Annotated in this window: 16 protein-coding genes; 9 read left to right on the top strand and 7 right to left on the bottom strand. The window is 33.5% G+C overall.

Going from position 1 to position 16,907, the window contains the following annotated elements; genetic code table 11:
* The first annotated feature begins 19 nt into the window (after positions 1 to 19).
* From H4V97_RS09005 to H4V97_RS08995, 3 genes are all read left to right on the top strand, one after another.
* Positions 20 to 3,367, top strand: coding sequence for a TonB-dependent receptor (locus H4V97_RS09005; protein WP_209549524.1), 3,348 nt, complete (start codon positions 20 to 22; stop codon positions 3,365 to 3,367).
* 98 nt (positions 3,368 to 3,465) lie between these two features.
* Positions 3,466 to 3,888: a hypothetical protein gene (locus H4V97_RS09000; protein ID WP_209549523.1), complete on the top strand. Its 423-nt coding sequence runs from the start codon at positions 3,466 to 3,468 to the stop codon at positions 3,886 to 3,888.
* An 81-nt stretch (positions 3,889 to 3,969) separates the two neighbouring features.
* Positions 3,970 to 4,452: a septal ring lytic transglycosylase RlpA family protein gene (locus tag H4V97_RS08995; RefSeq protein ID WP_209549522.1), complete on the top strand. Its 483-nt coding sequence runs from the start codon at positions 3,970 to 3,972 to the stop codon at positions 4,450 to 4,452.
* Between the two features lies 1 nt (position 4,453).
* On the opposite strand, the gene H4V97_RS08990 is transcribed toward H4V97_RS08995, so the two are convergent.
* Positions 4,454 to 4,921 (bottom strand): CYTH domain-containing protein, encoded by a 468-nt coding sequence (locus tag H4V97_RS08990; RefSeq protein WP_209549521.1) that lies wholly within the window; start codon positions 4,919 to 4,921, stop codon positions 4,454 to 4,456.
* 333 nt (positions 4,922 to 5,254) lie between these two features.
* Here H4V97_RS08990 and H4V97_RS08985 point away from each other — a divergent pair, with 333 nt between their 5' ends.
* The 3 genes from H4V97_RS08985 to H4V97_RS08975 all read left to right on the top strand — a co-directional run bounded on the left by H4V97_RS08985 (position 5,255) and on the right by H4V97_RS08975 (position 9,085).
* Positions 5,255 to 7,336, top strand: coding sequence for a recombinase (locus H4V97_RS08985; protein WP_209549520.1), 2,082 nt, complete (start codon positions 5,255 to 5,257; stop codon positions 7,334 to 7,336).
* A gap of 56 nt (positions 7,337 to 7,392) precedes the next feature.
* Complete coding sequence (gene dinB / locus H4V97_RS08980) at positions 7,393 to 8,475, top strand: DNA polymerase IV (RefSeq protein ID WP_209549519.1); 1,083 nt, start codon at positions 7,393 to 7,395, stop codon at positions 8,473 to 8,475.
* Between the two features lie 94 nt (positions 8,476 to 8,569).
* Positions 8,570 to 9,085 (top strand): PAS domain-containing protein, encoded by a 516-nt coding sequence (locus H4V97_RS08975; protein WP_209549518.1) that lies wholly within the window; start codon positions 8,570 to 8,572, stop codon positions 9,083 to 9,085.
* A gap of 53 nt (positions 9,086 to 9,138) precedes the next feature.
* Here the strand turns inward: H4V97_RS08975 and H4V97_RS08970 are convergent, their stop codons facing one another.
* The 6 genes from H4V97_RS08970 to H4V97_RS08945 all read right to left on the bottom strand — a co-directional run bounded on the left by H4V97_RS08970 (position 9,139) and on the right by H4V97_RS08945 (position 14,544).
* Positions 9,139 to 9,912, bottom strand: a complete 774-nt coding sequence (locus tag H4V97_RS08970; RefSeq protein WP_209549517.1) for a Bax inhibitor-1/YccA family protein — start codon at positions 9,910 to 9,912, stop codon at positions 9,139 to 9,141.
* Between the two features lie 180 nt (positions 9,913 to 10,092).
* The gene (pyk, locus tag H4V97_RS08965; protein ID WP_196848783.1) at positions 10,093 to 11,523 is read right to left on the bottom strand and encodes a pyruvate kinase; all 1,431 of its coding nucleotides are present in this window, start codon (positions 11,521 to 11,523) and stop codon (positions 10,093 to 10,095) included.
* Between the two features lie 5 nt (positions 11,524 to 11,528).
* On the bottom strand, positions 11,529 to 12,017 hold the full coding sequence (locus tag H4V97_RS08960; protein WP_209549516.1) for an IPExxxVDY family protein: 489 nt from the start codon (positions 12,015 to 12,017) through the stop codon (positions 11,529 to 11,531).
* Positions 12,018 to 12,130: 113 nt separating this feature from the next.
* On the bottom strand, positions 12,131 to 12,871 hold the full coding sequence (locus tag H4V97_RS08955) for a ribonuclease III family protein (protein WP_209549515.1): 741 nt from the start codon (positions 12,869 to 12,871) through the stop codon (positions 12,131 to 12,133).
* Between the two features lie 5 nt (positions 12,872 to 12,876).
* Positions 12,877 to 14,130, bottom strand: a complete 1,254-nt coding sequence (fabF, locus tag H4V97_RS08950; RefSeq protein ID WP_209549514.1) for a beta-ketoacyl-ACP synthase II — start codon at positions 14,128 to 14,130, stop codon at positions 12,877 to 12,879.
* A gap of 177 nt (positions 14,131 to 14,307) precedes the next feature.
* Positions 14,308 to 14,544: an acyl carrier protein gene (locus H4V97_RS08945; protein WP_007137004.1), complete on the bottom strand. Its 237-nt coding sequence runs from the start codon at positions 14,542 to 14,544 to the stop codon at positions 14,308 to 14,310.
* 175 nt (positions 14,545 to 14,719) lie between these two features.
* Between H4V97_RS08945 and purN the strand changes: the two genes are divergently transcribed.
* From purN to H4V97_RS08930, 3 genes are all read left to right on the top strand, one after another.
* Entirely contained in the window at positions 14,720 to 15,289 is a 570-nt protein-coding gene (gene purN / locus H4V97_RS08940) for a phosphoribosylglycinamide formyltransferase (protein WP_209549513.1), read from the top strand.
* A 2-nt stretch (positions 15,290 to 15,291) separates the two neighbouring features.
* Positions 15,292 to 15,774, top strand: a complete 483-nt coding sequence (locus H4V97_RS08935; RefSeq protein WP_209549512.1) for a ribonuclease HI — start codon at positions 15,292 to 15,294, stop codon at positions 15,772 to 15,774.
* Between the two features lie 193 nt (positions 15,775 to 15,967).
* Positions 15,968 to 16,891, top strand: coding sequence for a PfkB family carbohydrate kinase (locus H4V97_RS08930; protein WP_209549511.1), 924 nt, complete (start codon positions 15,968 to 15,970; stop codon positions 16,889 to 16,891).
* Positions 16,892 to 16,907: the final 16 nt, after the last annotated feature.

Genomic DNA, 16,907 nt, shown 5'->3' with positions numbered 1-16,907 from the left:
ACTAAACAAAAAAGCAAAAATGAAAAGAATTATTTTTATTTTGATTATTTTTTTATCGGTTGTTGGTCATTCGCAGGTAACTAGTTCTGCAATGTCTGGTACGGTTAAATCAAGTTCTGGCGAGTCCTTGCCAGCTGCTTCAGTAGAGGTTATACACAAGCCAACTGGAACAAAATATTTTTCAACTACAGATTCTAAAGGAGGATATGCAGTTCAAGGAATTAGACCAGGAGGTCCTTATACTGTAAAAGTAACTTATGTTGGTTACAAAACAACAGAGATTACTGATATCAATGCGCCATTAGGTAGTAACTTAAATGTAAACATTGTTGTTCAGGAAGAATCAAATGCTTTAAAAGAAGTTGTAGTTGTAAGTACAAAATCAAAAGGAGCTTTCAATAAAGGAAGAACTGGAGCTTCACAACAATTTTCAAATAGAGAATTAACAGCTGTTCCTGTGACAGGTGCAAGATCGATTAATGCAATCACTAAGTACAATGCAAATGCAGGAGCTAATGGTAGTTTTGGAGGTCAGGATTCAAGATTAAACAATTTTACAATTGACGGATCTGTATTTAATAATGGTTTCGGTCTTGGAAATGATTCACAAGCGGGAGGTAGAACTGGTTCAACCGCTATTTCTTTAGATGCAATTGAGCAATTACAAGTAAATATTGCTCCTTTTGACATACGTCAATCAGGTTTCCTTGGTTCAGGAATTAATGCGGTAACAAAAAGTGGAACTAATGAAATTGAAGGTTCTGTTTATAACTCATTCCGTAATAACAAAAAGAATTTTATTGGAACTAAAGCGGGAGATAGAGTAATAGTACCAGGAAAATTTAATGAAACTGTTTGGGGAGCCAGAATTGGAGCACCAATCATTAAAGACAAATTATTCTTTTTTGGAAATTTTGAAACAATAGAGAATACTAGCCCGGCTACGACTTGGACTTCTACAGGTTCACCACAGCCAAGTGCTCAAGTTTCTGCACCTACATTTGCTCAAATGCAAACACTTTCAACTTTTTTGAAAGACAAATTTAATTATACAACAGGTCCTTGGGAAAACTATGATGCTGCAAAAGTTTCGAAAAAATTCCTTACAAGATTAGATTGGAATATCAACGACAATCATAAACTTACGGCTCGTTACGTGTTTCATAACTCTTCATCAGATGAGTTAACGTCAAATTCTAACTCTTTAGGATTTGGTAACAGAAGAACTAGCGCACTTGCAATGTCTTTTCAAAACAGCGGATATGTTATTCAAGATAATACGAGATCGATAGTTGTTGAATTGAACAGTAAATTAAGTAATTCATGGTACAATAACTTCATCGCAGGTTATGACAAACAAATTGAAGATAGAGCCTTACAAGGTGGAGGTTTGTTTCCTACTATTGATATAAAAAACGGATCAGTCAATCCAGTTACTGGAGTTGTTACAGCAGGAACATCTAATCTTATTTCTGCGGGTTTAGATCCTTTTACTCAAGGGAATAAATTATCTTATTCTACTTTACACTTTACTGACAATTTGACTAAAACAATAGGGAAACACTCTTTATTATTTGGTGGTAACTTTGAGTACTTTAAATCAAGTAATTTGTTTTTCTCTGGTTCTAATGGAGTGTATGTTTTTAATTCATTGGATCAATTTTATAAAGCGGCTAATCAATCAGCTCTTAATGGTGGTGCGCCATCTACAATTGTCTCTGGTATTGATCGTGTTCAGTTTAGATATTCAGCTTTGGCTGGTGCTAAAGAGCCTTTGCAAATTTTGAAGTCAAATAAACTTGACTTGTATACTCAAGATGAAATTAAAGTTTCGGATCAACTTAGAGTTACTTTAGGACTTCGTGCTTCAGCTGTTTGGTTTGCTGATACAGCACTTGAGAATCCAAAAGTTACAGCAATGACTTTTGCTAACGGAGAAAAATTCAACACTGGTGATATGCCAAATACTCAGTATTTGTTTGAGCCTAGAATTGGTTTTAATTTAGATGTAACTGGAGATGCTACAACACAAGTTCGTGGAGGTAGTGGTGTGTTTACAGGAAGAGCTCCATCGGTTTTCTTATCTAATGCTATTGGTAATAACGGTGTTCTTACAGGTTTTGTTGATGTGAGTGGCGCTGCAATTGCAGCAGGTGGATACGGTTTTACACCAAATCCAAACGATTATTTTATTCCTGCTACACCTACGCTTCCCTCTACTTTTGAATTAGCGTTTACAGACAAAAAATTTAAGTTTCCACAAGTTTGGAAAACAAATATAGCAGTTGATCAAAAGCTTCCTTTAGGTTTTGTAGGAACGATTGAAGGTATTTTCCAATCAAACATCAATGCGATTCATTACTACAATGCAAATTTTGAAACTCCAGTTGGAAATTTCAGTGGTCCTGATACAAGACCAAGATATGCGCGTAATGACAACGGAGTTAGAATTAATGACAATGTTTCAAGTGCAGTCGTATTAACAAATACGAATAAAGGATATTTTTACTCTACAACATTTAAATTAGAATATCCATACAAGAAAGGTCTTTGGGGATCTGCAGCCTATACACATTCAAGTGCTAATGATTTATTATCAGCAGGTTCTATTGCTTCTGGTTCTTGGACTGGAGCTAGATCAGTAAACGGTAATAATGACTTACCATTATCATTATCTAGTAACAATACACCGCATAGAATTGTTGGTATATTAGGATATAAAATTGAGTACGGTGATAAACTTGGAGCTGCTACTTCAATTAACTTAGGTTATATTGGAGAACAATCAGGAGGAATCTCTTATGCCTATAATGGCGATATGAATGGTGATAGAGTAAATGGAAATGATTTATTATTTGTACCAAATAATGCGAATCAAATTCGTTTTCAACCATTATCAGTTACAAATGTAGTAAATGGAGCAAATGTAGTAACAGTATACACTGAAGCACAACAACAACAAGCTTTTGATTCTTACATTAACCAAGATAAATATCTTTCTACAAGAAGAGGTCAATATGCTCAGAGAAATGGAGCTGTCATCCCTATGTTACATAGATTAGATTTATCAGTTACTCAAGATTTTTTCTTGAAAATAGCTGGCAAAAAGAATGCTTTCCAATTCAGAGCTGATATCTTAAACTTTACCAATATGTTGAATAAAGATTGGGGTGTTACACAAAGAGTTACAAATTCAAATGTATTGAGCTACGTAACTACAACTGCAAATGTGCCTTTCTACCAATTAACAACTCAAACAGATGTTGCAGGAACAAAAACTTTAATTAAAGATACCTTCCAAAAAAATGCTTCAACTTTTGATGTTTGGCAAGCACAATTTACACTTAGATATATTTTTGGAAAATAATTTTCTTTAAACTTATTTGATATTTAATAACCACGCCTCAAAAGCGTGGTTTTTTTATGCCTTTTTTTCTTATATTTGTTAAAACAAAAACTTTATTTATGTACGAATTTATTCAAAAATTTCATTCTGGTTGGGCTTATTTAGCACTTTTATTATTAGTGGTTGCAGTGGTTAATTCATTTATAGGGATGTCTTCTAAAAAGGAATTTACCGCAAAAGATAGAAAAATTGCCTTATTTGCTTTAATAGGAATACATACTCAGCTATTGATTGGTTTTATTCTATATTTTGTTTCGCCATTAGGTTTTGCTTCATTCGGACAAATGTCAGATAAAGCGTTGCGATTGACTTCATTAGAACATCCATTAATAAATATTATAGGTATTACTTTGATCACCATAGGTTGGTCTAAACATAAAAAATTGATGACTAGCGAATCAAAATTTAAAACATTTTCTATTTTTTATGGTTTAGGATTGCTACTTATATTGAGTAGAATTCCATGGTCTATGTGGTTTTAAAAACCCGTTAAAGCTCTAGAAATAGAGCTTTTTCTATCTAGGTATGGTTTTTGTAAAATAGATTAACTAAAAGAAGAATACATGAAGAAATTAATTACATTATTTTTTTTGCTAGCAATTATTGGATTAGGTAGCAGTCAAAGTTCAAAAAAAGATAAACAAAAATCTGTTGTTCAAAAGGACACTCTTAAGAAAAGTAAAACGGTGTTTGGAAACAAGGAAGTTATTTCAGATACGATTATGGTCGTAGTAGGAAAATTTAAAGTTTACAAAACCGATGCTCATGCTTCTTATTATGCTGATAAATTTAATGGAAGAAGAACAACAAGTGGAAGAAAATTCGACAACAATAAATATACTGCAGCCCACAAAAAATTACCCTTTGGAACAAAAGTGAAAGTGACTAATGAAGCCAATGGTAAATCCGTAATTGTTGAAATTACAGATAGAGGTCCATTTGTTAAGTCACGGGAAATAGATTTGTCAAAAAGAGCATTTAAGGATATTGCATCTCGTCATGATGATGGAGCAATGCGCGTAACGATTGCGGTTTTGAATGATTAAATCACCATTTTTTGTATGGGTTATTGCTGAGATGGGAATTATAATATCGTTTATCATTTGTCACTTCTTCACCCAACCATTCGGGTTTTACAAAAGTTTCGGTTTCAGATTCAAGTTCAATTTCAGCCATAATTAAACCTTCGTTTTCGCCATAAAACTCGTCCACTTCAAAAATGTGATTCCCTAGTTTCACCTCAAATCTAGTTTTGTCGATGATTCCTTTTTCGCATAAAAGCAGTAGTTTTTGAGCATCATTAATAGGAATTTCTTTTTCCCATTCAAAACGAGACATTCCCGTATCGTTTGAAATTCCTTTTATGGTCAAATAGCCTTTATTTCCTTTTATGCGTACTCTTACCGTGCGTTCCGGAACTGAACTTAAATATCCTTGTGCAATACGATTTTTAATAAAAGCTGCTGCCTTAAAGGAGTCGTTTAAAACCAAGAATTTCTTTTCTATTTCTATCATGTTTATCGGGAATGCTATTGATGGTATTGTGTTTTATTCTCTTTCAGTTTCAATTCAAAAACAGAAGTTGGCTATATTTTTTTATACTTATCCAAGATTACTCGGACTATTATATATAAGTGTAACTCAAAGGTATAAAATATTTGTACGATGATTAGTTATATTCTTCAAATTGCTTCACAGGATAGCGTTATCGTCTTGATTTTTATCAGAATGATGCTCTGATTTTTTTTATATTATTTTCTAATCCTGGGATTGGCAACATCTTTTATGATTTAGTTAGTGAATAATGATAGGTCAAATCGTATTTTTACAAAAATCGACCATATAATAATGAAATTATTTTTTAAAGAAAAATCCAAAATAACTCCAATAGGATTAATAGCTTCTTCTTTTGACGAAAGTCAGTCTTGGCTTAAAAAGGAAGATGATTTAGAAGTTTTAGTTAGATTGATTCGACTCATTCGGCCGTCAAAAATCAAGAAAATCCAAACCATTAACTTGCAGGAAATTATTTTTTTTTTAAAAGAAAATGATTTTTGCCGTAAGCAGTTTTCTATTTACATTAAAGAAATTTTACAAGACAAAAAGTTTAATAAAATCCTTTCTGATGCTGCTATATTGCAAGATGTAGATTTTATTTTTGAAGTTAAAAAAAGAATTTTCGCAAAATTCCTGCCCTATCAGCCACAGAAAAATACTTTAGAATACATTCTTAACCAGGTTTTTTATAAAGCAGATGATTCGATTTGGGTTAATAGAATACCGTTCAATCAATTAGAAGAATTGTATGTATTATTAGAATTTAATTCAATTTACGAGACTACAGAACCTAATTCAAGTTTGTCAGAACTGTTGGTAGCAATGTCATTGATTACACAACGAATTAGTGGTCGTGCCATGGAAACCGATGTGCTTAAAATGGTGCCTGAATTTGACGATTTCGAAAGTCCTTTTGGTGCATTTGAAAGAGAATTACTGCTAATTGAAGAGAAGATTCGATCTTCAGAACATCATTATATTAATCGAGATGATTTGTCCTATGCTCAGCTATTGGTTTTACATAAACAGTGCGAAGAATTCGTTGATAAAGCATTCCATAATAGTTCTAAATACGGAATTTCACTTCGAGTGAACCAGAATTTATTAAAAATCAGGCAGCAATTAATTAGACTAAAATATTTAATTCCGCTATTAATTATTGAAAAAGAGAATGATAAAAAAACAAACGGAATCGCATTGGCTTTACAATTAATCAAGTACAATTGTTATAAAAATAATGTTCGAAAATTTATTGCCGAAAGTACCCAGCTGATTTCCTATGAAATAACGCAACATACCGCAAAGACCGGAGAGCATTATATTACAGAAACCCGAAGCGAATATTTTAAAATGTTCCGTACGGCTTTGGGCGGTGGGCTTATAGTGGGAATATTATGTGTTATTAAGGTATTGCTCTCTAAAGTGGAAGCGAGTTACTTTGGTCATGCTTTTTTTTATAGTATGAATTATGCCTTTGGATTTATTGCCATTTACCTTTTTGGTTTTACTTTGGCAACTAAGCAACCAGCCATGACTGCTTCTGCCTTAATAAAAGCACTGGAAGAAGGGTTAATTAAACAAGGTAAGGATTCTGAAAAATACGAAGCATTTGCTATTCTTTTCGCACGTGTGTTTCGGTCTCAGTTTATCGCGTTTGTAGGAAATGTAATTATGGCTTTTCCTATTTCATTGTTAGGAATTTGGCTGATTGATTATACTTTGGATTATAATATTGCCGCAACAAAATGGGAGAGTTTACTCACTGATTTAAGTCCCATTCATTCGTTAGCGATTCTTCACTCAGCTATTGCCGGTGTATTTCTATTCTTATCCGGTATCATTTCAGGAAGTATTGCCAATAGAGACAAACACAATCAGGTTTATTTTCGTATTGCGGAACATCCTGGACTGAAAAGGAGTTTAGGAAAAGTACGTACGTTGAAATTAGCAAAACTGTATGAAAAAAGGTGGGCAGGAGTTATATCTAATTTCTGGTTTGGTATTTTTATGGGGAGTATTGGTTCGATTGGCCTGTTTCTAGGATTAAATCTGGATATTAGACATATTACTTTTGCCAGTGGAAATTTAGCTTTAGGTTTGTATGGAGCAAATTATGCGGTTAGTAATTCTATGTTATTCTGGGGTATATTTGGAATCGGGATTATAGGTTTGGTCAATTTTATGGTTAGTTTTAGTCTGTCATTGGGACTAGCTTTCCGTTCGAGAGCTATTTCATTATTCGAAGTAAAATTTGTTGTTGCCTCGATTTGGAATCATTTTAAAGCAAGACCTGTCAGTTTCTTTTTTCCAACAGAGAAAAAAAATAAATCAGTAATAGTTGAAAACTATCTGAGTTCAGAAGTAAAAGAATAATTTAAAGTCCTTTGTAAATTATTTTATAAAAAGACTACACATGCAATTAGTATAGGATGGAAGCTTCAAATCCAAATAGGAAAATCATACACATCGATATGGATGCTTTCTATGCCTCCGTAGAGCAAATGGATAATCCGTTATTGAGAGGCAAACCCGTTGCAGTAGGTGGTTCGGAAAACCGAGGTGTAGTGGTTGCGGCAAGCTACGAAGCTAGAAAATTTGGTGTTCGAAGTGCTATAAGTGGAGTGATGGCCAAGAAGAACTGCCCCGAGCTCATTTTTGTCACACCAAGATTTGAAAGGTATAAAGAAATTTCAGCTAAGATTCAAAAAATTTTTCATGAGTACACGGATTTGGTAGAGCCGCTTTCCCTTGATGAGGCGTATCTTGACGTGACCAAAAACAAGAAAGGGAATCCTAGTGCTTCTTTATTGGCAGAAGAAATCCGATTACGCATATTCAATGAAGTAGGTTTAACGGCTTCGGCAGGAATATCAATTAATAAGATTGTTGCAAAAATAGCCAGTGACTATAACAAACCGAATGGGCAAAAAACAGTTAATCCCGATGAAGTTATTTCTTTTCTTGAAGAATTACCCATTAGGAAGTTTTATGGTGTGGGAAAAGTCACCACCGAAAAAATGTACCAGTTAGGAATTTTTACCGGTGTGGATTTAAAAAGTAAGTCTTTGGATTTTCTGGAGAAACATTTTGGGAAATCAGGAAATTTCTACTTTAATGTGGTACGGGGGATTCATAACAGTGAGGTAAAATCAAACCGAATTACAAAATCAGTGGCGGCCGAACATACGTTTGATGTCAATCTGTCCTCTGAAATCTTCATGTTGGAAAAGTTGGAAATTATTGCAAATGCACTAGAAAGACGATTGAAGAAGCACAATGTTGCCGGAAAAACAGTTACATTAAAAATAAAATACAGCGATTTTACCCAACAAACCAGAAGTAAAACGGTACCCTATTTTATATCTGATAAAGGAATAATTTTAGAAATTATAAAAGAGTTATTATATCAGGAACGAATGAAAGATTCCGTGCGATTACTTGGAATTTCACTGAGTAATTTAAATACCGAAGAGAAAAAATTCCTAGTAGTTCAGTTGAAATTTGATTTTTAATATGGTAAAGGCTCGTTCAACAATGGTTAAAACGGTATAATTAGAATTGTTTCTTCATTATTTTTTTTACATTTGATTGTATAATCAATTAATCATGAGCAATTTAAAACAATATGATGACGCTATAGTAAAGTATTATAGTGATTTACGAATAAAAACACTTCCCGTTTTTTCTTTAAATTTTCATTATGAATTTTTAAATGAATTAAGGGACTCGTTTTTAGATTTGTATAAATTAAGAGAAATTGCTGCTCAAAGTAAGTGGAGTCTGCAGGATTGGGATCTAAAAACAAGATTAGAAGAGGAAGTAATAATAGTTACGGATGCTAAACTGAAAATTGTTTTTGCATCACATAATATGGTGAAAATGAACGGCTATTTAGTTGATGAAGTTGTGGGTAATAGTCCCAAAATGTTTCAAGGCAAAGCGACTGACAGACAGATTTCGAGTGAAATAAATGAAGCAATACAATTACAGCAAGTATTCGAAAAAACGGTTTTAAATTATAAGAAAAGTGGTGAGATTTACTATTGCTTGATAAAGGGCTTTCCGATATTTGATTTGAAAGGAAAATTAAGTCATTACATTGCTTTTGAAAAAGCAGCATAAAAAAAACCTTTCTGTCAAGAAAGGTTTTTTAGTATTTTATATTAAAACTGCAATTAGTTTTTGCTATTCAGTTTAGATAGTAATCGTAAAAACTCAATATACAACCACACTAAGGTGATCATCAAGCCCATTGCACCATACCATTCCATGTATTTTGGCATTTTTTGTTCCGTTCCTTGTTCTATTCTGTCAAAATCCAAAAACAGATTTAAAGCGGCGATTACAATAACAAAAACGCTGATACCGATACTCATCAATGAATTACCATAATGTACCGGCACAAAGCTCGTGAACATGGAAAACAGCCAAGAAATTAAATAATAGGTGGCGATAGCAAGTGTTGCTGCCATCACAACCGACTTAAACTGCTCCGTTACCTTTACAATTTTATATTTATACAAACCCAGACATACCATAAAAGTCACAAAAGTTGCACCTACTGCCTGTATTACAATTCCGGGATATCGGGCTTCAAATATGGCAGAAACACCACCAATGAACAATCCTTCAAATAATGCATAACCTGGAGCTAAATAAGGGGAATATTGTGGCTTGAAAGCCGCGATAAGAACCAAAATTAGCCCTACAACTGCGCCCCCTATTGCGGGAACTATTGGATTCAGGCCATTAAAAGCCATCCACCAAATCACCATTGCTGAGGCGGTAAGAAGTAAAAACAGGATAATGGTTTTATTTATTGTCCCTGACAAGGTCATTTCTTGATTGTAATCAATTAAAGTGGCATTGTGGACTTCGTCTTTTCTAGATACTGCTGTGGATGAAAAAGACTTATTGTTTAAAAATGGATTTTTCGAATTTAAACTCATAGGAGATAAGATTTTTATACATCAAATATAAATTATATTTTACAGATGAATGTTTATTATGTCTTAATTTTTTTCGAATAAAAAATAGAAATACATTGATTCATAAAAATATATTTTGCAATAAAAAATCCGTCTCATATTTTCAACGAGACGGATTCTAAATATTGAGTCAATAGCTTTCTATTCTATTTCAGAAACTCTTAAGGTGTTTACCATTCCTTTATCTTTTATGGGCATTGCTGCCAAGTTGATAAGGAAATCCCCTTTTTTCACGAAACCTTTAACTTTAACAATTTCGTTGATGTCAATTACGGTATCGTCCGTACTTACATTTTTTTCGTAGAAGAATGATTTTACGCCCCATAATAAATTAAGTTGAGTAAGGATTCTTTTATTCGAAGTAAAAACTAATATATGTGCGTTTGGTCTCCAAGCCGAGATTTGAAATGCAGTGTATCCACTGTTGGTCAAGGTACAAATCGCTTTTGCTTGTATGGAATTAGCCATAATTGCAGCATGATGACAAATAGTTTTTGTAATAAAACGTTTTGTTTTTATCTGTGGTGTATTTTGTGGAACACGAATTAGTGGTGAATCCTCTACAGCTTCAATGATTTGAGTCATTTTTTGGATTACTTGAACAGGATAATTACCTGTTGCCGTTTCGCCAGATAGCATTACGGCATCCGCACCATCCATAACTGAATTAGCAACATCATTTACCTCGGCACGTGTTGGCGTCAAGCTGGTAATCATTGTTTCCATCATTTGCGTAGCTACAATTACCGGAATTCTAGCGGTTTTTGCTCTGCGAATCAATTCTTTTTGAACAAGAGGTACTTCGTGTGCTGGAAGTTCAACACCTAAATCTCCACGAGCTACCATTAAACCATCACAATAAGCAACGATTTTATCGATGTTTTCTAATGCTTCTGGCATTTCGATTTTGGCGATAATTGGAATTTTATAGTCAGAATGTTTAGCTATTAATTCTTGTAATTGTTGCAAATCCTCTGGAGTTTTCACAAATGAAAGTGCAATCCAATCTACATTTTGTCCAATAGCAAAAATAGCATCTGCAATATCTTTTTCTGTCATTGCAGGTAAAGATATTTTTGTGTTAGGAAGATTAACTCCTTTTTTAGATTTTAATTCACCACCTTGAATTACTCGGGCAACAACTTCTGTTTTCTTGTCCGTTTCAACAATTTCAAAAATAAGTTTTCCATCATCAAGTAAGATTCTTTCGCCAGGATTAACATCATTTGGAAATTCTTTATACTTCATAAAAACCTTCTTAGCAGTTCCTATAATATCTTCGGCAGTAGTAAATGTAATTAAATCACCATCGTGAACGACTACACCTTCTTCCATAACTCCTACGCGAAGTTTAGGACCTTGTAAATCTCCAAGAATTGCAGTAGTGTAACCAAACTCTTCATTTAAACCTCGTATTAGGTTAATCTTTTCTTTTACATCTTCGTAGTCAGCATGAGAAAAATTTACTCTGAACACGTTTACACCTGCTTCAATCATTTCTTTAATAATCTCTCTGGTACTACATGCAGGCCCAAGTGTGGCTACAATTTTCGTTTTTTTGTTTGTAAGCATTTGTATTAAAAAATTAAATTGTTTTTTGATTTTATTTGACTTGTTTCAACTGTATAAATGGCCGAAATACTATCAATTTTGTTTAGTATAGTTTGTATTTTGGATATGTCTATAATATCTTCGGTATTTTCTATCTTTAAGAAATAATCCACCTTTTTAAACTCAGGAAGTAAAAAAACCTTTGTCGCCACTTCCATGGTTATATTTGAAAATAGATTCTGATTATTTCCTTTTTTCTGTTGGATGACTTCACTTTTATTTTGAATCAAATTCCAGGATATAGCATTTTCAACATCAAAATAATAAAATCTAGAGAAATTTGTTTCCCCTTCTTTTATATTAATTTGAATTTCATTCTCACTTTTGCTTAGATTAATCGGAAGATTTTGATTAATAAAATAAGCCAAACGATAGTCTTCTAATGAAGTGTGAATAGCAATAAGATAATAATCTATTTCGTCAAATTCGCCAAGATCCAGTTTGTGAATACCCATTTCGTGCAAAATATGATGTAAATATAGTATTTCTATTGATGTTTTATCCTCTTCAAATGAGATGTTTGCGTTAATTTATAAACGAAAACGTTGTAGTTTTAAGAAAATTGATATTATTTTCTGTCCATCTTTTCCTGGAATGCAAAATAGGCACGTTGGGATGCTTTTTCTTCTGCTTTCTTTTTAGAAGTGGCTCTGGCTTTTGCAATTACTTTATCATCAATGCTCAGTTTTACACCAAACAAACGTTGTCCATCGATTGCGTTATCTTCAAAAATATCATAATGAAATACCTTTTTTTCTTTTTGACACCATTCTATAACTAAACTTTTATAGCTGATAACTTTGCCTTCCAGTCTGGCGATGTCAACGTACGGAACAACAACTCTTTTTTGGATAAATTTTTCGCAATAAACATAGCCTCTATCTAGATAAATTGCTCCCACTAATGATTCAAATATATTTCCGTGTATGTTTTCGCCAAAATGCTGAAGTGGCACTTTGCTTTCTATATATTGGACTAAATTTAAATCCTTACCTAGTTCATTCAGGTGTTCTCGGCTTACAATTTTTGAACGCATTTTGGTCAAATAGCCTTCGTCTCCCGCAGGTGCTTTGCTGAATAGATGTGCAGCAATTACTGAGCTTAGCATGGCATCGCCTAAAAATTCTAACCGTTCATAATTGATTGGATTTCCTAAAACATCCAAGCGATTAGAAGAACGATGGGTGAATGCCTTTTTGTAAAAATCTAGATTTAAAGGGGCAAAACCCAATATTTTTTGGATAGAATCAAAAAAAATCCCGTCTTCTAGAGAACGGGATTTTGAAAATATTTTTTTAATTATACGCATCTAAATTAGATTTCTAATTTTTTAACTAAAACACAAGCATTATGACCACCGAAACCAAAAGTATTACTCATTACCACCTTCATGTCTCTTTTTTGAGGAACATTGAAAGTAAAGTTTAGTTTAGAATCGATATTTTCATCATCTGTAAAATGATTTATGGTTGGGGGAACGATACCGTATTTCAATGAAAGTATTGAAGATATGGTTTCAATCGCTCCTGCTGCACCAAGTAGATGCCCAGTCATTGATTTAGTTGAATTCAAATTCATGGTATATGCATGCTCGCCAAAAACATGTAATATTGCTTTGGACTCAGCCATGTCTCCAAGAGGAGTCGATGTACCGTGCATATTTACACCATCAACGTCAGTTGCGTTTAAACCTGCGTCTCTTAAACAGTTTAACATTACATTTTTTGCACCTAATCCTTCTGGATGTGGCGCCGTGATGTGATACGCATCTGCTGACATACCGCCACCGCCTATTTCGCAATATATTTTTGCTCCACGTGCTATAGCATGTTCGTATTCTTCAAGGATTAAAGCCCCAGCGCCTTCACCTAAAACGAATCCGTCGCGATCTTTATCCATCGGTCTTGAAGCCGTTTTAGGATCGTCGTTTCTTGTAGATAAAGCATGCATTGCATTAAAACCTCCCATTCCTGCAATCGTTACTGCAGCTTCAGAACCACCTGTTACCATAGCATCAGCATGTCCTAAACGGATATAATTGAAAGCATCGATAATAGCATTGGTTGAGGAAGCACAAGCCGAAACCGTTGCGAAGTTTGGTCCTCTAAAACCATATTTTATTGATATATGACCACAGGCTATATCCGAAATCATTTTTGGAATAAAGAAAGGATTGAATTTTGGAGTACCATCACCTGCTGAATAGTTTATCATTTCGATTTGAAATGTTTCCAGTCCACCAATTCCTGATCCCCAGATAACACCAATTCTGTCTTTGTCTAATTTTTCAAAATTGAAACCAGCATCTTGCACTGCTTCCTCAGACGCAACCATGGCATATTGCGCATAGCGGTCCATTTTTCTAGCTTCTTTTCTATCTAGAAAATCTTCAGCATTAAAGTTTTTCAATTCGCAAGCAAATTGAGTTTTGAATTTGGAAGCATCAAAGTAAGTTATGGGTGCTGCTCCACTAACACCATTCATAAGCCCATTCCAATATTCTTGAATGTTATTTCCAATAGGTGTAAGTGCGCCTAAACCTGTAACAACAACTCGTCTTAATACCATAACTTCTTTATTTTGTTATTTTGAAACAAATAAAACCCATGCTTTTTTTGTCGTATTAGAATTACAAAAGAGCCATGGGTATTACAATAAATATCTTTTGATTGAAATACAATCTCAATTTTTAATTTAAAAAAAATAATAACACCCGCCTGCAGGATTGCAAACGGGTGCGATTTATTATTTTTTAGCTTCCTCGATGTAAGAGATTGCTTGACCTACAGTAGCGATGTTTTCTGCTTGATCGTCTGGAATTTGAATGTCAAATTCTTTTTCGAATTCCATAATAAGCTCAACAGTGTCTAATGAGTCAGCTCCTAAATCATTAGTGAAGCTTGCTTCTGTTACAACTTCGTTTTCGTCAACACCTAATTTGTCTACGATAATCGCTTTTACTCTTGATGCAATGTCTGACATAATCTTTAATTTTAGAATTTAATTTGTTGGCAAAAATAAAAAACTTTATTTTAAAACAACTAATAAGTTAATAAATGTGACAACTAATTTATAAAATATATTTGACAAAGCCTTCTGAATGTTATTTAATTTGGTTTTTTATTCTTTTTTTTGCATATTATAAATGAGTTTAATTATGAAAAAAATTGTCGTTTTTGCTTCTGGATCGGGGACTAATGCTGAAAATATTATTAAGTATTTTGCTGAAACGAAAATTGGAACTGTCGTCGCCGTGTTCACAAACCGTTCGGATGCCAAAGTAATTGAAAGAGCCAAAAACTATCAAGTTCCAGTCGTGGTTTTCTCTAAAGATGATTTAATTGAAAGTAAAATATTACAAAAAATTAACACATTCCGTCCTGATCTAATTGTTTTAGCTGGTTTTTTGTTAAAATTCCCACACAATATTATTGAAGCTTACCCGGATAAAATAATAAACATACATCCGGCGCTATTGCCTAAATACGGAGGCAAAGGAATGTATGGGATGAATATCCATAGAACAATTGTTGAAAACAAGGAAAAAGAAACCGGCATTACGATTCATTTTGTAAATGAAAATTACGACGAAGGGAATATTATTTTTCAAAATAAGATTGTTTTGAATGGAGATGAAACGCCCGAGCAAATAGCTGAAAAGATTCACGAATTAGAACAAGAACATTTTCCTCAAATAATTGAAAAACTACTAACACCTAAGCCTTAATTTTGAATTCACACGACGTACATATATATACAGATGGCGCTGCCAAAGGAAATCCCGGTAACGGTGGTTATGGTGTTGTTATGGAATGGGTTGGTAAACCATACCGAAAAGAATTTTATGAAGGGTTTCGTCATACCACTAATAACAGGATGGAATTACTTGGTGTCATTGTAGGTTTGGAAAAATTAAAAAATCCAAATACCAACGTTTTAGTGATATCTGATTCTAAATATGTGGTGGATTCTGTGGTGAAGAAATGGGTTTTCGGTTGGGAGAAAAAAGGTTTTGTAGGGAAAAAAAATCCAGATTTATGGAAACGGTTTCTTGTGGTCTACAGAAAACAGAAAGTTGACTTTAAATGGATAAAAGGACATAACAATCACATTCAAAATGAAAGGTGTGACGAATTAGCGGTTATGGCTTCGATGCAAAAGCAACTTTCAGTCGATGAATTTTATGAAAAAGAAGTAGAAAAGTTACTGTAAGTTGCGAATTTTCAGGCATATAAATTGGCAAAACTTTACGATTGATAGTCTTTGCAATTATATAACTTATAAACTATCTTTGCGCCTTAATTCGAAACAGATAAAATGAAATGAGCATAACGTAAATTCGATTTAATTACCGAATTTAATATGCGAATTCCATATTCCTTTAAAAAGCAAATATTGCGTACGTATGAATAAATTATTGATTGTTGGAACCGTAGCTTTCGACGCCATTGAAACTCCATTTGGAAAAACTGATAAAATTTTAGGTGGAGCAGCAACTTACATCGGTTTATCCGCTTCTTTTTTTAATTTACAATCTGCTATAGTTTCAGTCATTGGCGATGACTTTCCTCAAGAATATTTAGATTTATTGACCGATAGAAACATTGATATTTCAGGTCTTGAAACAGTAAAAGGAGGAAAAACTTTCTTCTGGAGCGGTCGTTATCACAATGATTTAAATTCAAGAGACACTTTAGATACGCAATTAAATGTTTTGGCTGATTTCCAACCAAAAGTACCTCATAATTTTCAAGATGCTGATGTAGTGATGTTAGGGAACTTACATCCGTTAGTTCAAAGCAGTGTTTTGGATCAAATGGCAAAACAACCAAAATTAGTAGTATTGGACACTATGAATTTTTGGATGGATTGTGCTTTACCAGAATTATTGGAAGTAATAAAACGGGTAGATGTAATCACCATCAATGATGAAGAAGCGAGACAACTTTCGGGTGAATATTCATTAGTTAAAGCAGCTGCCAAAATTCAAACCATGGGACCAAAATACGTGGTCATCAAAAAAGGAGAACACGGTGCGCTTTTGTTTCATAACAAAGAAGTTTTCTTTGCTCCAGCATTGCCATTGGAAGAAGTTTTTGATCCAACAGGTGCAGGAGATACTTTTGCGGGTGGATTTGCAGGATTTATTACACAGAGTGAAAACGTTTCATTCGAAAACATGAAAAATGCAATAATACACGGATCTAATTTAGCTTCGTTTTGTGTCGAGAAATTTGGAACCGAAAGAATGGTTGATTTAGATAAAAAAGAAGTGTTGTCAAGATTACAACAATTCAAATCGCTAACACAATTTGATATAGAATTATAATGTATTAAAACCTCGG

It is taken from the genome of Flavobacterium sp. CG_23.5, from assembly GCF_017875765.1.
In the GTDB taxonomy this organism is placed as follows: domain Bacteria; phylum Bacteroidota; class Bacteroidia; order Flavobacteriales; family Flavobacteriaceae; genus Flavobacterium.
Note: the sequence above shows the minus strand (reverse complement) of the source record. Positions and strands in the feature narration are given on the sequence as shown.

Bases quoted from the DNA above. Each gene is read 5' to 3' on its own strand.
- H4V97_RS08970 (WP_209549517.1), bottom strand. From the start codon at position 9,912: ATGAGTTTAAATTCGAAAAATCCATTTTTAAACAATAAGTCTTTTTCA.
- pyk (WP_196848783.1), bottom strand. From the start codon at position 11,523: ATGCTTACAAACAAAAAAACGAAAATTGTAGCCACACTTGGGCCTGCA.
- fabF (WP_209549514.1), bottom strand. From the start codon at position 14,130: ATGGTATTAAGACGAGTTGTTGTTACAGGTTTAGGCGCACTTACACCT.
- H4V97_RS09000 (WP_209549523.1), top strand. From the start codon at position 3,466: ATGTACGAATTTATTCAAAAATTTCATTCTGGTTGGGCTTATTTAGCA.
- H4V97_RS08930 (WP_209549511.1), top strand. From the start codon at position 15,968: ATGAATAAATTATTGATTGTTGGAACCGTAGCTTTCGACGCCATTGAA.
- H4V97_RS08945 (WP_007137004.1), bottom strand. From the start codon at position 14,544: ATGTCAGACATTGCATCAAGAGTAAAAGCGATTATCGTAGACAAATTA.
- H4V97_RS08990 (WP_209549521.1), bottom strand. From the start codon at position 4,921: ATGATAGAAATAGAAAAGAAATTCTTGGTTTTAAACGACTCCTTTAAG.
- dinB (WP_209549519.1), top strand. From the start codon at position 7,393: ATGGAAGCTTCAAATCCAAATAGGAAAATCATACACATCGATATGGAT.
- purN (WP_209549513.1), top strand. From the start codon at position 14,720: ATGAAAAAAATTGTCGTTTTTGCTTCTGGATCGGGGACTAATGCTGAA.
- H4V97_RS08985 (WP_209549520.1), top strand. From the start codon at position 5,255: ATGAAATTATTTTTTAAAGAAAAATCCAAAATAACTCCAATAGGATTA.
- H4V97_RS08995 (WP_209549522.1), top strand. From the start codon at position 3,970: ATGAAGAAATTAATTACATTATTTTTTTTGCTAGCAATTATTGGATTA.
- H4V97_RS08960 (WP_209549516.1), bottom strand. From the start codon at position 12,017: ATGGGTATTCACAAACTGGATCTTGGCGAATTTGACGAAATAGATTAT.
- H4V97_RS08955 (WP_209549515.1), bottom strand. From the start codon at position 12,871: ATGCGTATAATTAAAAAAATATTTTCAAAATCCCGTTCTCTAGAAGAC.
- H4V97_RS08975 (WP_209549518.1), top strand. From the start codon at position 8,570: ATGAGCAATTTAAAACAATATGATGACGCTATAGTAAAGTATTATAGT.
- H4V97_RS09005 (WP_209549524.1), top strand. From the start codon at position 20: ATGAAAAGAATTATTTTTATTTTGATTATTTTTTTATCGGTTGTTGGT.